This window comes from Geodermatophilus sabuli, from assembly GCF_010686765.1.
GTDB classification, from domain to species: domain Bacteria; phylum Actinomycetota; class Actinomycetes; order Mycobacteriales; family Geodermatophilaceae; genus Geodermatophilus; species Geodermatophilus sabuli_A.
This window is the reverse complement of the sequence record NZ_JAAGWF010000018.1, coordinates 59344-76631: the sequence shown is the minus strand read 5'-3', so window position 1 is coordinate 76631 and position 17288 is coordinate 59344. Positions and strand designations below refer to the sequence as shown.

Annotated in this window: 16 protein-coding genes; 4 read left to right on the top strand and 12 right to left on the bottom strand. The window is 73.4% G+C overall.

Going from position 1 to position 17288, the window contains the following annotated elements:
* Positions 1–157 precede the first annotated feature (157 nt).
* Together GCU56_RS24710 and GCU56_RS16325 are read left to right on the top strand one after the other, a co-directional pair.
* Complete coding sequence (locus GCU56_RS24710) at positions 158–1732, top strand: GAF domain-containing protein (protein WP_163482802.1); 1575 nt, start codon at positions 158–160, stop codon at positions 1730–1732.
* Positions 1729–2388, top strand: coding sequence for a response regulator (locus GCU56_RS16325; protein WP_163482801.1), 660 nt, complete (start codon positions 1729–1731; stop codon positions 2386–2388). Before GCU56_RS24710 ends, GCU56_RS16325 begins: the two co-directional genes overlap by 4 nt.
* 37 nt (positions 2389–2425) lie before the next feature.
* Here GCU56_RS16325 and GCU56_RS16320 read toward each other — a convergent pair whose 3' ends face one another.
* The 7 genes from GCU56_RS16320 to GCU56_RS16290 form a co-directional block, all read right to left on the bottom strand.
* On the bottom strand, positions 2426–3787 hold the full coding sequence (locus GCU56_RS16320) for an aminomethyl transferase family protein (protein ID WP_163482800.1): 1362 nt from the start codon (positions 3785–3787) through the stop codon (positions 2426–2428).
* Positions 3788–3951: 164 nt separating this feature from the next.
* A complete protein-coding gene (locus GCU56_RS16315; protein WP_163482799.1) occupies positions 3952–5643 on the bottom strand; it encodes a CocE/NonD family hydrolase in 1692 nt (563 codons plus the stop codon).
* A gap of 71 nt (positions 5644–5714) precedes the next feature.
* Positions 5715–7391, bottom strand: a complete 1677-nt coding sequence (locus tag GCU56_RS16310; RefSeq protein ID WP_163482798.1) for a thiamine pyrophosphate-binding protein — start codon at positions 7389–7391, stop codon at positions 5715–5717.
* Between the two features lie 78 nt (positions 7392–7469).
* Positions 7470–8477 carry an ABC transporter substrate-binding protein gene (locus tag GCU56_RS16305; protein WP_163482797.1) on the bottom strand — a complete coding sequence of 336 codons (1008 nt, stop codon included), beginning with the start codon at positions 8475–8477 and terminating at the stop codon, positions 7470–7472.
* Between the two features lie 139 nt (positions 8478–8616).
* Entirely contained in the window at positions 8617–9399 is a 783-nt protein-coding gene (locus GCU56_RS16300; RefSeq protein ID WP_163482796.1) for an ABC transporter ATP-binding protein, read from the bottom strand.
* A gap of 18 nt (positions 9400–9417) precedes the next feature.
* A complete protein-coding gene (locus tag GCU56_RS16295) occupies positions 9418–10203 on the bottom strand; it encodes an ABC transporter permease (protein WP_163482795.1) in 786 nt (261 codons plus the stop codon).
* The gene (locus GCU56_RS16290) at positions 10200–10955 is read right to left on the bottom strand and encodes an ABC transporter permease (protein ID WP_163482794.1); all 756 of its coding nucleotides are present in this window, start codon (positions 10953–10955) and stop codon (positions 10200–10202) included. Before GCU56_RS16290 ends, GCU56_RS16295 begins: the two co-directional genes overlap by 4 nt.
* 412 nt (positions 10956–11367) lie before the next feature.
* On the opposite strand from GCU56_RS16290, the gene GCU56_RS16285 reads away from it, so the two are divergent.
* Positions 11368–11583, top strand: a complete 216-nt coding sequence (locus GCU56_RS16285; protein ID WP_163482737.1) for a hypothetical protein — start codon at positions 11368–11370, stop codon at positions 11581–11583.
* Positions 11584–11598: 15 nt separating this feature from the next.
* Here GCU56_RS16285 and GCU56_RS16280 read toward each other — a convergent pair whose 3' ends face one another.
* The 5 genes from GCU56_RS16280 to folP all read right to left on the bottom strand — a co-directional run bounded on the left by GCU56_RS16280 (position 11599) and on the right by folP (position 16279).
* Positions 11599–12354 (bottom strand): succinate dehydrogenase/fumarate reductase iron-sulfur subunit, encoded by a 756-nt coding sequence (locus GCU56_RS16280; RefSeq protein ID WP_163482793.1) that lies wholly within the window; start codon positions 12352–12354, stop codon positions 11599–11601.
* Positions 12355–12385: 31 nt separating this feature from the next.
* Positions 12386–14176, bottom strand: coding sequence for a fumarate reductase/succinate dehydrogenase flavoprotein subunit (locus tag GCU56_RS16275; protein WP_204332230.1), 1791 nt, complete (start codon positions 14174–14176; stop codon positions 12386–12388).
* 16 nt (positions 14177–14192) lie between these two features.
* Positions 14193–15023 (bottom strand): hypothetical protein, encoded by an 831-nt coding sequence (locus tag GCU56_RS16270; RefSeq protein WP_163482792.1) that lies wholly within the window; start codon positions 15021–15023, stop codon positions 14193–14195.
* Complete coding sequence (locus GCU56_RS16265; protein WP_163482791.1) at positions 15020–15277, bottom strand: hypothetical protein; 258 nt, start codon at positions 15275–15277, stop codon at positions 15020–15022. Before GCU56_RS16265 ends, GCU56_RS16270 begins: the two co-directional genes overlap by 4 nt.
* Positions 15278–15403: 126 nt before the next feature.
* Positions 15404–16279, bottom strand: a complete 876-nt coding sequence (gene folP, locus GCU56_RS16260) for a dihydropteroate synthase (protein WP_239522398.1) — start codon at positions 16277–16279, stop codon at positions 15404–15406.
* Positions 16280–16469: 190 nt separating this feature from the next.
* On the opposite strand from folP, the gene GCU56_RS16255 reads away from it, so the two are divergent.
* Positions 16470–17201 carry a glutamine amidotransferase gene (locus tag GCU56_RS16255; protein ID WP_163482790.1) on the top strand — a complete coding sequence of 244 codons (732 nt, stop codon included), beginning with the start codon at positions 16470–16472 and terminating at the stop codon, positions 17199–17201.
* The last annotated feature ends 87 nt before the right edge of the window (positions 17202–17288 follow it).

Below are 17288 nucleotides of genomic sequence, written 5' to 3'. Positions count from 1 at the left end.
AATCCGCCGCACGGACTTCGGCGAGTCTCGCCAAGACCGGCCGGCGCTCCGGCGTCGGAACGGCCCGTGCGGCCACCGGTCGCCGCCCGGCAGCGCCCGGGCAGGATGGGGGCGGACGGCCGGTCCCCGCCGTCCGTGCCGTCACGAGGAGGTCGACGTGGACCCCGGTCGGAGTCCGGTCCCGGCTGCCCCGCACGGGTGGGCGGACGAGGTCCTGCAGCACACCGGTGAAGGGCTGGCGGAGATCGACGCCGGCGGGGTCTTCGTGGCCGGGAACGCGGCCGCCGCGGCCCTCTGCGGCCTGGACCCCGACGACCTCCCGGGCCGGCGGTCGCCGTTCCGCCCGGGTGCCGGTGACGGCGGGGGTGACCGCACGGCCGAGTGGGAGCCGGCGGCCGGCACCGTCCGCGAGTTCTCCTACGTGCTGGACCCGGTCCCCGGCACCGACCGCTGGGTGGTGGCCTTCCGCGACGTCACCGAGAGCCGGCTGCACCAGCGCCGGCTGGCGGCGATCGCCAAGGCGGCCTCCCGGGTCGCCTCCGAACGGTCGCTGACCAGCACCCTGGAGACCCTCGCCCAGGAGGTCCTCCAGGCCGACGCGCTGGCCGGCGTGCAGATCCTGACGGTGAACTCCGTCGGTGACCGGCTGCACGTCATGGGCGCCGCCGGCTTCGGCCGGACCTCCGGGTTCTTCGAGAAGCTGCAGGAGTGCCACGCCCGCGGTGCGCGGCTGGTCACCCTGGAGGCGCTCGCCGGCGGGGGACCGGTCGTGCTGCCGCACCGCTACGACGAGGTCATGCACGACCCGGCCTGGGAGCCGATGCAGGACTTCCTGCGCCATCCGCGGTGGGACGCGTTCGCCAGCGTGCCGCTGGTCGCCCGCGGCCAGCTGGTCGGCGTCCTCAACGCGTTCTTCGCGCCGGGCCGGACGGTCGGGGACACCGACCTGTCCTTCCTCGTGGCGATGGCCGAGCAGGCGGCGATGGCCGTCGACCAGGCGTCCCGGCTGGAACGGGAGAGCGAGGTGGCGCGCCGGGAGGAGCGCCAGCGGCTGGCCCGCGACCTGCACGACTCGGTCGTCCAGCAGGTGTTCTCGATCATGATGCAGGCCAAGTCGCTCGGCGTGCTGGTGGGCCGGGGCCTGCCGCCCCCGCCGGAGCAGGTGGCCCGCGTCGCCGAGGAGCTCTCCGGCGTGGCCGAGGACGTGCTGGCCGACCTGCGCGGGATGGTCGTCGAGCTGCGGCCGGTGACCCCGGCCGGTCCGGGGCTGGTCCCGGCGCTGCAGTCGCTCGCGGACACCACCGCCGCCCGGTCCGGCCTGCGGGTGACCCTGGCGGTCCGCGACCCGTCGGACGAGCTCGCCGGCCTCGACCCCGACCTCGTGGAGGACGTCTACCGCGTCGTCGCCGAGGCCGTCCACAACAGCGTGAAGCACGCCTCCGCCTCCCGGGTCGCCGTCCGGCTGGCGCTGGCCGACAGCAGCCGGCGCCGCCGGCTGACGGCGGAGGTCGTCGACGACGGGATCGGGCTCGGCGACGGGAGCCGGACGGCGGCCGGTGCCGCCGGCTCCAGCGGCTTCGGCATGACGGCGATGCGCGAGCGGGCGGCCCGCTGGGGCGGGGTGGTGCGGGTCCGGGACGTCGGAGGCGGAGGTACCCGGCTGCGCCTGACCCTGCCGTTGCCGCGGACGGTGCCCACCGGCGCCGGGGCGCACTGGGCGGCCACGTCGTGACCGCGCCGGAGCTCACCGTCCTCGTCGTCGACGACCACGCCGTCGTCCGCCGTGGCGTGGTCGCCTACCTGGAGGCGCTGGGGGACGTCGCCGTGGCCGGTGAGGCCGCCGACGGGCAGGAGGCGCTCGACCAGCTGGAGCGGATGGCCGCCCACGACGGCCTGCCCGACGTCGTCCTCATCGACCTGCTCATGCCGGGGATGGACGGCGTGGCCGCCACCGCCGAGATCGTCCGGCGGCACCCCGGTGTCCGCGTGGTCGTGCTGACCAGCTTCGGCGAGACCGAACGGGTGCACGCGGCCCTGGGCAACGGCGCGTCGGGCTACCTGCTCAAGGACGCCGGGCCGGCCGAGGTGGACGCCGCGCTCCGGGCCGCGGTGCGCGACGAGGTGTTCCTCGACGCCGCCGTCACCCGCCGGCTCACCGAGGAGCTGCGCCGGCCCCGCACCGGCGTCGGCGTCCTCACCGCCCGGGAGCGGGAGGTGCTGGCACTGGTGGCCGAGGGCCGCACCAACAAGGAGATCGCCGCTCACCTGACGATCAGCGAGCGCACGGCCCGGACGCACGTGAGCCATCTGCTCACCAAGCTCGGTCTCACCTCGCGCACCCAGGCGGCGCTGCTCGCGGTCAAGGAGGGCATCACCGGGCCGCGGTGAGGCGGTCGGGGGGCTCCGCCGCGGAGCCCCCCGACGCTCAGCGGGTGCGGTAGGCGTCGCGGGCGAACTGCACGAACGGGGCCGGCGCCACGGTCGCCCGGATCTCCACCTGGCGGTGCTCCTCGACCTGCGGCTTGGCCGTGTTCGGCTGCTCGCCCCAGACCACGGTGACCTCGGTGCCCGGCTCGGCGTGCGCGGTGTCGATCGTGGCGAGGGAGAGCATGAGCCGCTCGTTGGCGACGTAGCCGCAGTCCAGGGAGATGCCGACCTGCTCGCCCCCGACGAGGACGGCGTCCTCCTGGTGCAGCGCGTAGCGGATCTTCGGCAGGTCCATGAACTTGGCACCGGGGCCCTCCCGGTACATCGACCCGACGGCGGCGGTGACGTCGTCGCTGTTCCAGACGAGCGTGACCTTGGTCCGGCGCTGCTGGCCGGCCATCGCCTCCAGCGCCGCGCGCCCGACGAAGTCGTGGTCGAACTTGACGGTGCGGGCGTAGCCGACGTCGTAGGGCGTCAGGTAGTAGTCGGTGATGTCGGCCGGGGCGTGGCTGCCGCCGAGGGACCCGATCGCGCTGAGGGGCAGCCACTCCCGGTAGGCCTGCAGCAGCGGGTCGTCGCCGAAGATCGCCGGCAGCGGGGCGGGCACCCAGGCCGACTCCAGGTTGGCGGTGGAGTACGCCTTGGCGCCGGCGCGCACGAGACCGTGGTCGGCGCCGGCGGTCACCAGCGCGTCGAGAACGTCCTGCCCGTCGGCCCACGGCCCGAACAACTCGAAGCCCGGCTGCCCGGCCATGCCGTGCCGCAGGGCCCGGACCCGGTGCCCCGCGATGGTCAGCTCGGCCATGTTGAAGAACTTGGTGGTCGGCACGGGGCCGTCGCTCGCCTGCTCCACGAGGGCGAGGGCGGTCGGGCCCTGCAGCTCGTAGCGGTAGAGCACCGGCGGCCCGGAGGCGCGGACGGCGGAGTTGTCGTCGCGCTCGGCGGTGACGTCGTAGTCCCCGCGCTCCAGGTGGAACTGCACCCAGTCGAGGACCATCGGGTGCCCGACGAGGTCGAAGGAGCCCTCGTCGAGGTGGAACAGGATCGCGTCGCCGATGAGGTACCCGTCGGGGCTGACCGCGACGTACTGCTTGGCCTTGCCGGGGCCGAAGCCCTCGAAGGAGTTGACCGCCAGGTCTCGCAGCAGGCGCAGGGCGTCCGGGCCGGACAGGAACAGGTCGGTCATGTGGTGGGACTGGTCGAGCAGCGCGCAGCTCTCGGCCCAGGCGCGTTGCTCGGAGCGCCAGTTGGTGAACTCCGGCGTCACCGGGAAGGTGTGCGCGCGGGTGGCGACGTTGCGCAGCAGGTCGACCGGGCTGCCGACGCGGGCGAGGGCCGCGGCGAGGGTTTCAGCGGACATGATCCGTGGGGACCTTTCATCGGGGAGGGGGACCTGTGGTCCCGGTCACCACCCTAGGGAGACCGCCTCCGCCGCGGATCACGGCAATGACGGCACCTGCGGGGCCGGGTGTCGCAGTCCGACCGCGACGGATGACGCGGGCGGGCCGGCGGGACCGGTGCCCCTCAGGCCGGGTCGGCAGGCCGGTCCCGCGGGAGCACCGGCACGATCAGGTGGGAGTCGTACCGGCCACCGGTGTGCACCCGGTGGGTGCCGCGGTTCACCGTGTCCTCGTGGCGGGCGTAGGTGAGCGGCTTCGGGTAGCGCATGACGTCGCTGCCCTGCACGACCAGCAGCAGCCGCTCGCCGGCCTCGAACCGGGTGCCCGAGGGCCACACCTCGACGTCGACGCGCACCACCTCGCCTGGGTCGACGGGCAGCTCCCGCTGGTGGGCGAGCACCGGCAGGTACTCGGTCGACCGGTCCTCGTCGAGCTCCCGGTGGGAGGCACGCTGCCAGCCGACGGCGACCGGGCCGTCCTCGAACTGGGCGTAGTAGGGGAACCCGACCTGCCGGCCCTCGGCGTCGAGCTTGAACAGCGCCACGAAGACGTCGAGGTCGTCGCCCTCGGTGGTCGACACGTGCAGCGCGGCGGTGATGTGGCCGACCAGCTCGACCGGCTCGTCGAACCGGATCTCGAACGCCGCGCGGTGGGGGGCCAGGCCGCTGCCGAGGGCGGAGTACCCGACCGACTCCTCCTGCCCGGCCGGCTCCCAGGCGAGGGTGCCGTCGCCGGCCCGCAGGTGCAGGCGGCGGTACTCGACGTCCTCGAGCGGCCACTGCTGCGCCGTCCGGGTGCCGCCGTCGTAGTAGGAGCGGCGGACCTCGACACGCACCCGCGGCCAGTCCTCGATCCCGGTGTCGCGCCCGAGCAGGAAGTGGTCGAAGAAGGCCCGCTGCCGCTCGACCTGCTCGGGCTCGTAGTAGTAGGCCCACTTCTTGCGCCCGTGCACGTCCAGCCACTTCTGCGGCGAGGACATCCGCCGGAAGCCCTCCAGTGTGCCGCGGGTGTGCAGGCCCTGGTCCGACCAGCTGGCCACCACGAACGCCGGCACCCGGATCGCCTCGAGCCGTGCGCTCTTGGACTCCCAGAAGTCGTCGTACCAGGGGTGCGCGGCAGTCTCGGCCTCGAGGTCCTCGATCTCGGTGGCGCTGGCCCCCCACCGCTCCCAGATGTAGGGCCAGAAGGAGGTCTCGGGGATGCCGCCGTGGCGGGCCACCTCCCGGTAGGTGTCGCTCCAGCCCTCCCAGGGGTTGATCGCCGCGAGGTGCGGCGGGTCGAGCTCCGCGACCCGCCACTGCGACACCGTCAGGTAGGAGACCCCGGACAGCCCCACCTTGCCGGCGCTCCACGGCTGGGTGCCGGCCCACTCGACGAGGTCGGCGAACGCCCGCGCCTCCTGCGGCGAGCAGTACGTCGCCCGCCCCTCGGAGTACCAGGTGCCGGGGATGTCGGCCAGCACGATCGCGTAGCCGTGCGGCACCCAGTACTCGGGGTCGGGCGCCTCGAAGGTGGTCAGCGCCCCGGTGTGCTCGGGCCGCACCCCGCTCGCCGGGTAGATCACCCCGATCGGTGCGGGGTTGTGCTTGCCGTAGGGCGACCAGCTCACCAGCGGAGCCGCCGGGACGTCGGTGTCGGGACGGTAGACGTCGACGTACACCCGCTCTCCGGCGCTGCCGACAGGGACGGCGACGTCCCGCTCGACCACCATCCCCGGACGGTGCTCCACCCGGTGCTCCGGCGGGCGGCCGGCCCGCGACTCCGGTGTGCTGCGGGGTGCGCGGAACACCAGCTCGACGTCGTCGTCGTGGTCCACGGAGCTCCTCGGGCCGGCGCCGCCCGGCGGCCCGGCCGTCGAGCAGCCGGGCCGCCGGGGAGCGGGAGGGGTCAGGACGGGTCGGGTGTCCCGCCCAGTTCACCGGCGAAGCTGTGCGCGATCATCCAGGACGCGAAGTCGGTGATCCGCGCGTCGATGACCAGCGGCCGGTCCCGCGGCCCGTCGACCCAGTCCTGCACCGCCTTGAGGTCGTCCACGCGCCGGACGACGACCCCCTCGCAGCCGTAGCCGCGGGCGATGGCGGCGATGTCGGTCTCGGGGAACCGCACGGTGTCCAGGGCCGCGCCCTCGGGACCGAAGTGGTGCACCTCGGCGCCGTAGGCGTGGTCGTTGTAGCAGATCACGACGAGCGGGAGCTCCAGCCGGACGGCGGTGTCCAGCTCGACCATGCTCATCATCAGGCCGCCGTCCCCGACGCCGGCGACGGCGATCCGTCCGGGGCTGGCCAGCCCCGCGCCGATCGCCGTCGACAGGGCCAGGCCGATCGACTGGAAGGCCAGCGTGAGGCAGAAGCCCTTGTCGTCCGGGACGCCGAGGAACATCGCGGGGTAGCCGTTGAAGTTGCCCCCGTCGGGGACGACGACGCGCTCGGCCGGCAGCAGGTCGTCCAGCGCGATGCTCAGGGTCCGGGGGTCGATGAGGTCGCCGGTGCTGGTGTCCTCGTACGGCTCGTCCCGCCAGCGCCGGCGGGCGGCGATCCGGTCGGCCAGCTCGTCGGTCCGCCACGACGGCCGGGTCCGCGGCGTCGTCCGCAGTGCCGCGGCGGTGGCCTCGGCCGTGCGGCCGACGTCCCCGACGACGCCGAGGTCCACCCGCGGCGGGTGGACGCCGATGGCGGTGGGGTCCTCGTCGACCTGGACCAGGGTGGCGCCGGCGCCCAGCAGCTCGTAGTTGCGCAGGGTCCAGGTGTTGAGCGAGGCGCCCCAGCCCACCACGAGGTCGGCGCCGGACACGAGCTCGGCGGTCAGGGGCGAGGAGAACCCGCCGGACACGTCGATGTCCCACCGCTCGCCGACGAAGAACCCGCGGGCGACGCCGGAGGTGGCCAGCAGCGCGCCGGAGAGCTCGCCCAGCTCGACCAGGCTCTGGCGGGCACCCGAGAGCCGGGCGCCGCGGCCGGCGATGAACACCGGGCGCTCGGCCGAGCGCAGCAGCTCGGCGAGCCGCTCGACGGACTCGCGGGCCGGCTCGGTGGGGAACAGCTCCGGCAGCGGCGCGGGGGGCAGCGCGTCGTCGGGGAGCTCCGCGTCCTGGACGTCCAGCGGCAGGTTGAGGACGACGGTGCGCCGGTCGACGACCGCCCGGCGCAGCGCGCGGGTGGCCTCGTGGACCGCGGACTCCGGCGTGGTGATCGTCTCGGACACGACCCCGAGCCCGCGGAGCACGGCCGGCTGGTCGATGTTGAAGTTCGACGTGCCGTGCGGCCGCGCGGTGTCGGCCGCCAGCACCAGCAGGGGAGTGCGGCTCTTGGCGGCCTCGGTGATCCCGGTGAGCGCGTTCGTGAGCCCGCACCCCTGGTGGACGGTCAGGGCGGTCACCCGGCCGGTCGTGCGCGCGTGGGCGTCGGCCATCATCGCCGCGCCCATCTCGTGGCGGGTGGCGACGAACCGTGCCCCGTTGGCCACCAGCGCGTTGGTGACGTAGAAGTTGCCGCTGCCCACGACGCCGAAGACCTGGTCGATCCCCAGCCGAGCCAGCTCCCGGCCGATTGCATCCGCTACTCGCATGTCCTGTGCTCCCGTCGGGGTGGTGCGGGTCGGGGTGTGCCCGCCGCGCCCGGGCACACCCGGGCGCGGCGGGGTCGATCAGCCGCAGATGAGGTCGTCGGCCGAGGGGGCCTCCGCGACGTCGACGTACTGCTCGAGGAAGCCCATCTGCTCGTCGATGGCCTCCTCGTCCAGCTCGGCGGTGAAGACCGGCAGGCGCATCCGCTGGGCCACGTCCGGCGGGATCTGGGTGTAGGTCGGGATGATCTCCCGGACGGCGTCCGGGTTGTCCCGCGCGTACTCGAGGGAGGTGGTCATCGCCGCGGTGAAGCGCTCGATGATGTCCGGGTTGCCCTCGTAGTACTGCTGGCTGGCGGCGTAGGACCCGTTCGGGTACTCCGGGGCGAGCGCTGACTGCGGGGCGAAGACGACCTTGCCGCCCTGGTCGAGCACCGTCGTGACGAACGGCTCGGCGGTGAACCCGGCGTCGATCCGCCCGGCGGAGATCGCGGCGGGGACCTCGGGGAAGGGGATCTCGATGAACTCCACGGAGCCCGGGTCGACCCCGGCCTCGTCGAGCGCCGCCTCGATCATGACCTCGGCGACGCCGCCCAGCGCGTTGATGCCGATGGTCTGACCGGCGAGGTCCTGCGGGCCGTTGATGGGGCTGTCGCCGGCGGCCAGCATGACCTGGAAGTCGTCCTCGGCCGAGGTGCCGGCCGCGTCGCTGGCGGTCACCACGCACACCGGGACGCCCTGGCTGGCCGCGACGCCCGCGGAGATGTAGCCGACGAACCCGAAGTCGTAGTCGCCGGCGACCATGCCGGTGATGATCTCGTTGCCGCCGCCCAGGACGGTCGGCTCGATCTCCAGGCCCTCGTCCTCGAAGAAGCCCTCCTGCATCCCCAGGTACATCGCGGCGGCGTTGGCGGTGGGCAACGTGCCGATGTTGATCGTGGTCACGTCGCCCTCGCCGCCACCCCCACCGCCGCCGCCTCCGCCGCCTCCGCCCTCGTCGTCACCGCCGCACGCGGTGACGGTCAGGGCCACGACGGCCAGGCCGCCGACGACCGTGCGGGCACGCTTCCGGACTACCCCGTGCTCCATGTGTTCTCCTTCTCCGTGACGTGCGTCACTGCGCTGTGGGTCGTCCAGGCTCGCACGCCGGAGAGGTGGGCGAGCCGGTGTGGCGGGAGTGGTCACCAGACCGTGACCTCCCTGGTCGCGGCCTCTCGGCACCCCTGGCTCAGGCGGGGACCTCGGCCGGCTCCGGGCGCTTGATCGAGCGCCAGACGTAGGCCCGCAGGTGCGCGAAGTCGGGCAGCTCCTTGGTCTCGACCTGGTCGCGCGGCCGGGGCAGGGGGATGTCGACGATCTCCTGCACACGGGTCGGTGAGGGGGTCAGCACGATCACCCGGTCGCTGAGGTAGACCGACTCGTCGATGTCGTGGGTGACGAAGACGACGGTGATGCCGTACCGGTCCCGCAGGTCGAGGACGAGGTCCTCGAGGTCGGCGCGGGTCTGCGCGTCGACCGAGGCGAACGGTTCGTCCATGAGCAGGATCTCGGGCTGGTAGGCCAGCGCGCGGGCGATCGCGACGCGCTGCTGCATGCCGCCGGACAGCTGCCACGGGTACTTCTGCCCGTGCCCGGACAGCCCCACCGACTGGAGGGTGTCGCGGATCAGGGTGGCCATCTCCGACTTCCCGAGCTTCTTGCGCTTGAGCGGGAAGGCGACGTTCTGCTCCACGGTCATCCACGGGTAGAGCGACCGGGAGTAGTCCTGGAACACCAGGGCCATCTTCTCCGGCGGGCCGACCACCTTCTCGCCGTCCAGGTGGACCGCGCCGGAGGTCTGCGGCAGCAGCCCGGCGATCATCTTCAGCAGGGTGGTCTTGCCGGCTCCGGACGGGCCGACGATGCAGACCAGCTCGCGCTCGTCGATGGTGAAGGTGAGGTCGGAGACGGCCTCGAAGGCCTTCTTGGTGCCCTGTCCGTAGACCTTCTTGAGGTGCTCGACGCGCAACATGGCAGATGCCTCCACGGGTCAGCCGGCTCCGGCGCGGGCTCCGCGGTGCCACCGCAGGGCCTTGCGCTCGACCAGCAGGAACAGGACGTTCAGGACGTAGCCCAGGATCGCCAGCAGGAAGATCCCGGCCCACATCGCGGTGATCGCGAAGGTGCGCTGGGACTGCAGGACGAAGTAGCCGATGCCGTTGGTGCTGGCCACCATCTCCGAGACCACCATCATGATCACGGCGAGGGAGAGCGCCACCCGGGCACCGGCGAAGATCTGCGGCGCGGCCGAGGGCAGGATGACGTGGAAGAGCCGGTCGGCCGGGGTGATCTGGAAGCTGCGGGCGGTCTCCCGCAGTGCGGGGTCGACCCCGGCCACGCCGTCGATGGTGTTGAGCAGCACCGGCCACAGGCAGACGAAGGCGATCAGCGCGACCTTCATGGTGGAGCCGACGCCGAGCACGAGGATGCCGGCGGGGATGAGGACCGGCGCGGGGATGGCGCGCAGGAACTGCACCACGGGGTCGACGATCCGGCCCAGGGTCTTCGACGAGCCCAGCGCGACGCCGAGGACGACGGCGGCGACCACCGCGATGGCGTAGCCGGCGAACATCCGGCCCAGGCTGGGCAGCACGTCGGAGTCCACCCGTTCGAACAGCCAGGTGTCACCGAACGCGCGGAAGATGTCCAGCAGCGGCGGGAAGTAGAACGACGAGCTCTGCGCCGAGAACAGGCCCCAGACCACCAGCACCAGGATCGGCACCAGGATCTCCAGGCCGACGCCGAGGACCCGCAGCTGGCGGGTGCTGTCTCTCATCGGGTGGCTCCCCGGACCGAGGGGTGCCAGCGCAGCAGGCGCCGTTCCAGCAGCGTCATGATGCCGTTGAGGCCCCAGCCGAGCAGGCCGGTGGCGATGATCAGCCCGTACATGTTCTCCACCGCGCCGCTCTGGCGGGCGACGTTGATGACCTGTCCGAGGCCGTCGATGCCGAGCACCAGTTCCGCGGTCACGGCGAGGATGAGCGCCACCGAGGAGGAGATGCGGACACCGGTGGCGATGTAGGGCAGCGCGCTGGGGAGGGTGACCCGCCACAGCCGCTGCGCGCGGCCGATCCCGAAGGACCGGGCGGTGTCCATGGCGGTCGGGTCGACGTCACGGACGCCGTAGAGCGTCTGCAGGAGGATCGGCCAGGTGGCCGCGAAGGCGGCCAGGAAGACCTTGCTCTCCAGGCCCGCGCCGAACACGAGGACGGCGAGCGGGATGAGCGCCACCGAGGGCACCGGCCGGAGGAACTCCAGGATCGACCGGCTGCCCATGAACACCAGGTACACCGAGCCGATCGCGATCCCGAGCGGTACCCCGATGAGCAGGGCCAGGCCCAGGCCCAGCGCCCAGCCCTGCAGCGTGTCACCGAGCGGCTGCCACAGGGAGCCGTCGGCGATCTGCTCGACCAGGGCGGCGATCATCGCCGACGCCGGCGGGAAGAACGCCTCGTCGACCAGCCCCACCCGCGGGATCAACTCGAACAGCAAGAAGGCCAGGGCGACGCCGAGCAACGGCAGGGCCATGCCCCGCGGGCTGCGCCGGGGCCGCGAGGGAGGGGCGGGGGCCAGGGCACTGTCCGCCGTCTCGGGCAGTGCGGGGGCCTCCCCGGCCAGCTCACGGGGGGTGTTCCGGACGCCGTCGACACCCGACGGGTCGGACGGTCCTCCCGCACCCGGTGACCCGCGTGGGTCGAGCTCCGGCTGTCGACTCGTCACGCTGCTCCTCCTGGGACTCCGCGTGCCCGCGGCGCCGGGCCCACGTGTGAGACGCGCATCACCTGGCAGAAACGTAGCGCCCGGGGATCGCGCTCACCATGCGGCATGTGACGCCGCGCCCTGCGACAAGTGACTCGTGTGTCGTGACTGCGGATGGCACGGCCTCCAGCCGGGTAGCACCGCGGCCAGGACCAGCCGTCCACGCGAGAGGGAGGACGCCGTGCACCCCGACCCCCGGCCCGGTGAGGAGGACGTCGACCGCGACGACGGCGAGGCGCTGACCCGTGCCACCGGCGGCGGCGACAGCCGCGACCCGGACGCAGCGAGCACCACCGGGACCGGCGAGTCCGGGACCTTCGTCGGCCGGGTGTCCGGCCAGGACGTGGGTTACGCGGGCGAGACCGGCGCCGAACGACGCGCGGCCGAACAGCAGTGAGCGGACCCCTCCTCGTCAGTCCCTCGGCCGGCGCCGGATCACCGACCCGAGCCAGGTGAGCGGGTCGTACCGGCGGTCCACCACCCGCTCCTTGAGCGGGATGATCCCGTTGTCGGTGAGGTGGATGCCCTCCGGGCAGACCTCGCTGCAGCACTTGGTGATGTTGCAGTAGCCCAGGCCGAACTCGTCCTGGGCGGCCGCCCGGCGGTCGACGACGTCCAGCGGGTGCATGTCGAGCTCTGCCAGCCGGATGAGGAACCGTGGGCCGGCGAAGGCGGCCTTGTTCCCCTCGTGGTCCCGGATGACGTGGCAGGTGTCCTGGCAGAGATAGCACTCGATGCACTTGCGGAACTCCTGCGAGCGCTCGACGTCGACCTGCTGCATGCGGTGGTTGCCGTCGCCGTCCCGGGCGCGTGGGGTGAACGCCGGGATCTGGGCGGCCTTGTCGTAGTTGTACGACACGTCGGTGACCAGGTCGCGGATCACCGGGAAGGTCCGCAGCGGGGTGACGGTGACCGTCTCGTCCTCGCCGAAGGTGCCCATCCGCGTCATGCACATCAGCCGCGGGCGGCCGTTGATCTCGGCGCTGCACGACCCGCACTTGCCGGCCTTGCAGTTCCACCGGACGGCGAGGTCGCCGGCCTGGGTCGCCTGCAGGCGGTGGATGATGTCGAGGACGACCTCGCCCTCGTTGACCTGCACGGTGAAGTCCTGCAGGTCGCCGCCGGTGGCGTCGCCGCGCCACACCCGGAACCTCGCGTCGTAGGTCACGCTCTGTCCTTCCCGGAGCTCGCGAACTCGGTCACGACTCGAAGATCTCGGCGAGCTCCGAGGGCATCTGGGGGAGCGGTTGCCGGGTCAGCGCGACCGAGCCGTCCGGCGCGCTGGCGCAGATGAGGTTGGTGCGGGCCCACTCCGCGTCCGTGGCCGGGAAGTCGTCGCGGGTGTGCCCGCCGCGGCTCTCCTCCCGGGCCAGGGCGGCGCGGGCGATGGCCTCGCTGACGACGAGCATGTGCGGCAGGTCCAGCGCGAGGTGCCACCCGGGGTTGTACTGCCGGTGCCCCTCGACCGAGAGGTTGGCGACCCGCTCCTTGAGGACGGCGATCCGCTCCAGCGCCTGTTCCATCTCCGGCGCCGTCCGGATGATGCCGACGAGGTCGTGCATCGTCTGCTGCAGGTCGTGCTGCACGGTGTAGGGGTTCTCGCCCCCCTCCCGCTCGAACGGTGCCAGCGCCGCCCGCGCGGCGTCGGCCAGGGCGGCGTCCGGCAGCTCGCTCCGGTGCGGAAGGCCCGCGGCGTGTCCGGCCGCGGCCGCCCCCGCGCGCCGGCCGAAGACCAGCAGGTCGGACAGGGAGTTGCCGCCCAGCCGGTTGGACCCGTGCATGCCGCCGGCGACCTCGCCGGCCGCGAACAGGCCGGGCACGCGGGCCGCCTCGGTGTCGGGGTCGACCTCGACACCGCCCATGACGTAGTGGCAGGTGGGGCCGACCTCCATCGCCTCGGCGGTGATGTCCACCTCGGCCAGTTCCTTGAACTGGTGGTACATGGACGGCAGGCGCTTGCGGATGTAGTCGGCCGACCGCCGCGAGGCGATGTCGAGGAAGACGCCGCCGTGCGGCGTGCCGCGGCCGGCCTTGACCTCGCTGTTGATGGCCCGGGCCACCTCGTCGCGGGGGAGCAGCTCGGGCGGCCGCCGGTTGTTCTTCTTGTCCTCGTACCAGCGGTCGGCCTCGTCCTCGGTCTCCGCCGTCTCCTTGCGGAAGAAGTCGGGGATGTAGTCGAACATGAAGCGGTTCCCGGCGGAGTTCTTCAGGACGCCGCCGTCACCCCGGACGCTCTCGGTGACGAGGATCCCGCGCACCGACGGCGGCCAGACCATCCCCGTCGGGTGGAACTGCACGAACTCCATGTTCACCAGCGTCGCGCCGGCCTGGAGTGCGAGTGAGTGCCCGTCGCCGGTGTACTCCCACGAGTTCGAGGTGACCTTGTAGGACTTGCCGATGCCGCCCGTCGCGAGCACCACCGACGGCGCCTGCCAGGCGACGAAGCGGCCGGACTCGCGCCAGTAGCCGAACGCGCCGGTGATGCCCTGCTCGTCGGTCAGCAGCCGGGTGACGGTGCACTCCATGTACACGTCGATGCCGAGGGCGACGGTGCGCTGCTGCAGCGTGCGGATCAGCTCGAGGCCGGTGCGGTCACCGACGTGGGCGAGGCGGGCGTAGCGGTGGCCGCCGAAGTCGCGCTGGCTGATCAGGCCGTCCGCCGTCCGGTCGAACAGCGCGCCCCAGTCCTCGAGCTCGCGGACCCGGTCGGGCGCCTCCTGCGCGTGCAGCTGCGCCATCCGCCAGTGGTTGAGCATCTTCCCGCCGCGCATGGTGTCGCGGAAGTGCACCCGCCAGTTGTCCTCGGGCCAGAGGTTGGCCATCGCCGCGGCGATGCCGCCCTCGGCCATCACGGTGTGCGCCTTGCCCAGCAGCGACTTGCAGACCACGGCGGTCCGGGCGCCGGACTCGTGGGCTTCGATGGCGGCCCGCAGGCCCGCACCTCCCGCCCCGACGACCACGACGTCGTACTCGTGCCGTTCGAGCTCCATCAGGGGTGCACCGTCCTCAGAAGAAGCGGAGATCGGAGATCGTGCCGGTGGCCAGCAGGAAGACGTAGGCGTCCGCGATCGCGACGCTGAACAACGACAGCCAGGCGAACTTCGCGTGCATCGCGTTCAGCCGGGAGATCTGGGTCCAGGCCTTGTAGCGCAACGGGTGCTTCGAGAAGTGGTTGAGCCGGCCGCCGACGATGTGCCGGCACGAGTGGCACGACAGCGAGTACAGCCACAGCAGGGCGGCGTTGGCCAGGAGCACGAGCGTGCCCAGGCCCATGTGGCCCCACTCGCCGGTCTCGTCGCGGAACCCGAGGACCGCGTCGTAGGTGAGGATGACGTTGAAGACCAGGGCCGCGTAGAGCGCGTAGCGGTGCAGGTTCTGGACGAGCAGCGGGGGCCGCGACTCCCCGGTGTAGCGACGGTGCGGCTCGCCGACCGCGCAGGCGGGGGGAGAGAGCCAGAAGGACCGGTAGTAGGCCTTCCGGTAGTAGTAGCAGGTCGCGCGGAGGCCCAGCGGGATGATCAGGATGTAGATCGCCGGGGAGATGAACGACGGCCCGGTGAAGAACTCCGGGAACGTGTCGCCCTCGCAGCCGGTCGTGATGCACGGCGAGTAGAACGGCGAGATGTAGGGCTCGGCGAAGTAGTACGCGTTCTGGAACGCCCGGAACGACGAGTACACGACGAACGCCAGCAGCACCGTCATCGTGACCAGCGGCTGGATCCACCACCGGTCGGTGCGCAGGTGGCGCGCCGCGATCGCCGCGCGGCGCGGGGGCGGCGACCCGTTCCCGGACCCGGGGGTGACCGCGCCGGTCCGGCGCGGGGCGGTGGCGGTCACGGTGCCGTGCGGCTCGGCGCCCCCAGGCCGTCGTCGAGTCCGTCGTCCCAGTAGACGGCCGGGGAGGTGGGGCCGAGGGCGCGGGGGCGGACCGCACCGCAGAGCAGGCCCAGGTCGTCACGCAGCCGGGCGACGTCCACCCGCAGTCGGCGGGCGTCCACCGTGTCCCCGAAGTGGCGGGTGAGCGGCCCGCAGGCCTGCTCGAGCGCGTCGACGGCGCTGCGCGCCGCCGCCACGTCCTGCTCCAGTGACATCGCTGCCCCCGTTCTCCGTGGCCGCCCTCCCGGCGGCGGTGTGAAGTGGATCACGGACGCCGCGTCCGGGGAAGGGGCCAGCCGAGCGCGAGTTCGGTGCGGCGGGCGGAGGGCCGTGGGCGTGGGTCAGGACCCGCCCGACACGGCGGCGACGACGCGCACCGCGTCGGCCGAGGCCGCCGCGTCGTGCACGCGGACCCCCCAGGCGCCCGCCCGCGCGGCCAGCACCGAGGTGGCCAGGGTCGCGGCGTCCCGCTGCTCGGCCGGGCGGGGCTCGCCGTCCGCGGCCGCCAGCACCGCGCCGAGGAAGCGCTTGCGGGAGGCGCCCACCAGCAGCGGGAACCCCAGGTCGACGAGGTCGTCCAGCCCGGCGAGCAGGGCCAGGTCGTGCTCCGGGAGCTTGGCGAAGCCGAGCCCGGGGTCCAGCACCAGCCGGCCGGGGTCGACCCCGGCGGCCAGGGCGTCGTCCACCCGGGCGCGCAGTTCCACGCCGACCTCGGCGACCACGTCCCCGTACACGGCCGGGGCGTACATCTGCCGGCTGTGGCCGCGCCAGTGCATCAGCACCCACGGGACGCCCGCGTCCGCGACGGTGCGTGCCATCGCGGGATCGGCCAGCCCGCCGCTGACGTCGTTCACCACGACCGCTCCGGCGGCGACCGCGGCCTCGGCGACGCGGGCGCGGGTGGTGTCGATGCTCACCGCGACGCCCGCAGCCACCAGCTCGGTGACCACGGGGACGACCCGCCGCAGCTCCTCGTCGGCCTCCACCCGGCCCGCACCCGGGCGGGTGGACTCACCACCGACGTCGACGTAGTCGGCGCCCGCGGCGGCCAGGGCGAGGCCGTGGGCGACCGCCGGCCCGGTGGCGGCGTAGCGCCCGCCGTCGGAGAAGGAGTCCGGCGTGACGTTGACGATGCCCATGACGACACAGCGCCCCGGCCGGAGCAGGCCGGCTCCCGGCGTGGGCCGGGCGACGGCGGCGGGGGTCCCGGTGGACATGGCTGCCTCCTCGGACGGTCCCGGCGGCCGGCGCCGGACGCGGCGGGGGTCGCCCGGGCCCGGGACGGTGTCCCCCGGTGCAGACGGTGACCCGGGCCACCGCTCCGGGCACAGCGGGCTTCCAGCACCTGGAAGGGTTACTCGCCCGTGGCGGTGCCCGGTCGCTGGGGGGCATGCCTAGGATCACTGCGTGCGGCGGCCGTTCCTCCTGCTCGCCTCGCGCGCCGAGGACGTCGCCGCCGACGGCGAGTACGCCGCCTTCCTCCGGCTGAGCGGCCTGGCCGAGCACGAGCTGCGCCGGGTCCGCATGGAGGCCGCGCCCCTGCCCGACCTGGACCTCGACGACTACGCGGGGGTGTTCCTCGGCGGCGGCCCGTTCAACTCCAGCGACCCGCCGGGGGGGAAGTCGGCGGTCCAGCGGCGCGTGGAGGGCGAGCTGGCCGCCCTGCTCGACGAGGTCGTCGCCCGCGACCTCCCCTTCTTCGGCGCCTGCTACGGCATCGGCACGCTCGGGGTGCACCAGGGCGGCGTGGTCGACCGGACCCACGGTGAGCCGGTGTCCTGCGTGTCGATCACCCTCACCCCGGCCGGGCGCGCCGACCCGGTCCTCGCCGGGGTGCCGCCGGTGTTCGACGCGCTGGTCGGCCACAAGGAGGCCTGCCGGGTGCTCCCGCCGACGGCGGTGCTGCTGGCCTCCTCCCCGGCGTGCCCCGTGCAGATGTTCCGGGTGCGGCAGAACGTCTACGCCACCCAGTTCCACCCCGAGCTCGACGTCCCCGGGGTCGTGGCCCGGGCCCGCGTCTACCAGCACGCCGGGTACTTCCCGCCGGCCGAGCTGGACGAGCTGATCGCGCGGCTCAGCCGCGCCGTGGTCACCGAGCCGGGGCGGTTGCTGGCCAACTTCGTCGCCCGCTACGGCTGACCCGGCTCCGCGCCTTCCACCGGCGGGCCGGCAGCAGGCAGACTCCCGGGCGGACGGACGACGTCCGGCCGGGCTGCGGGTGCACCC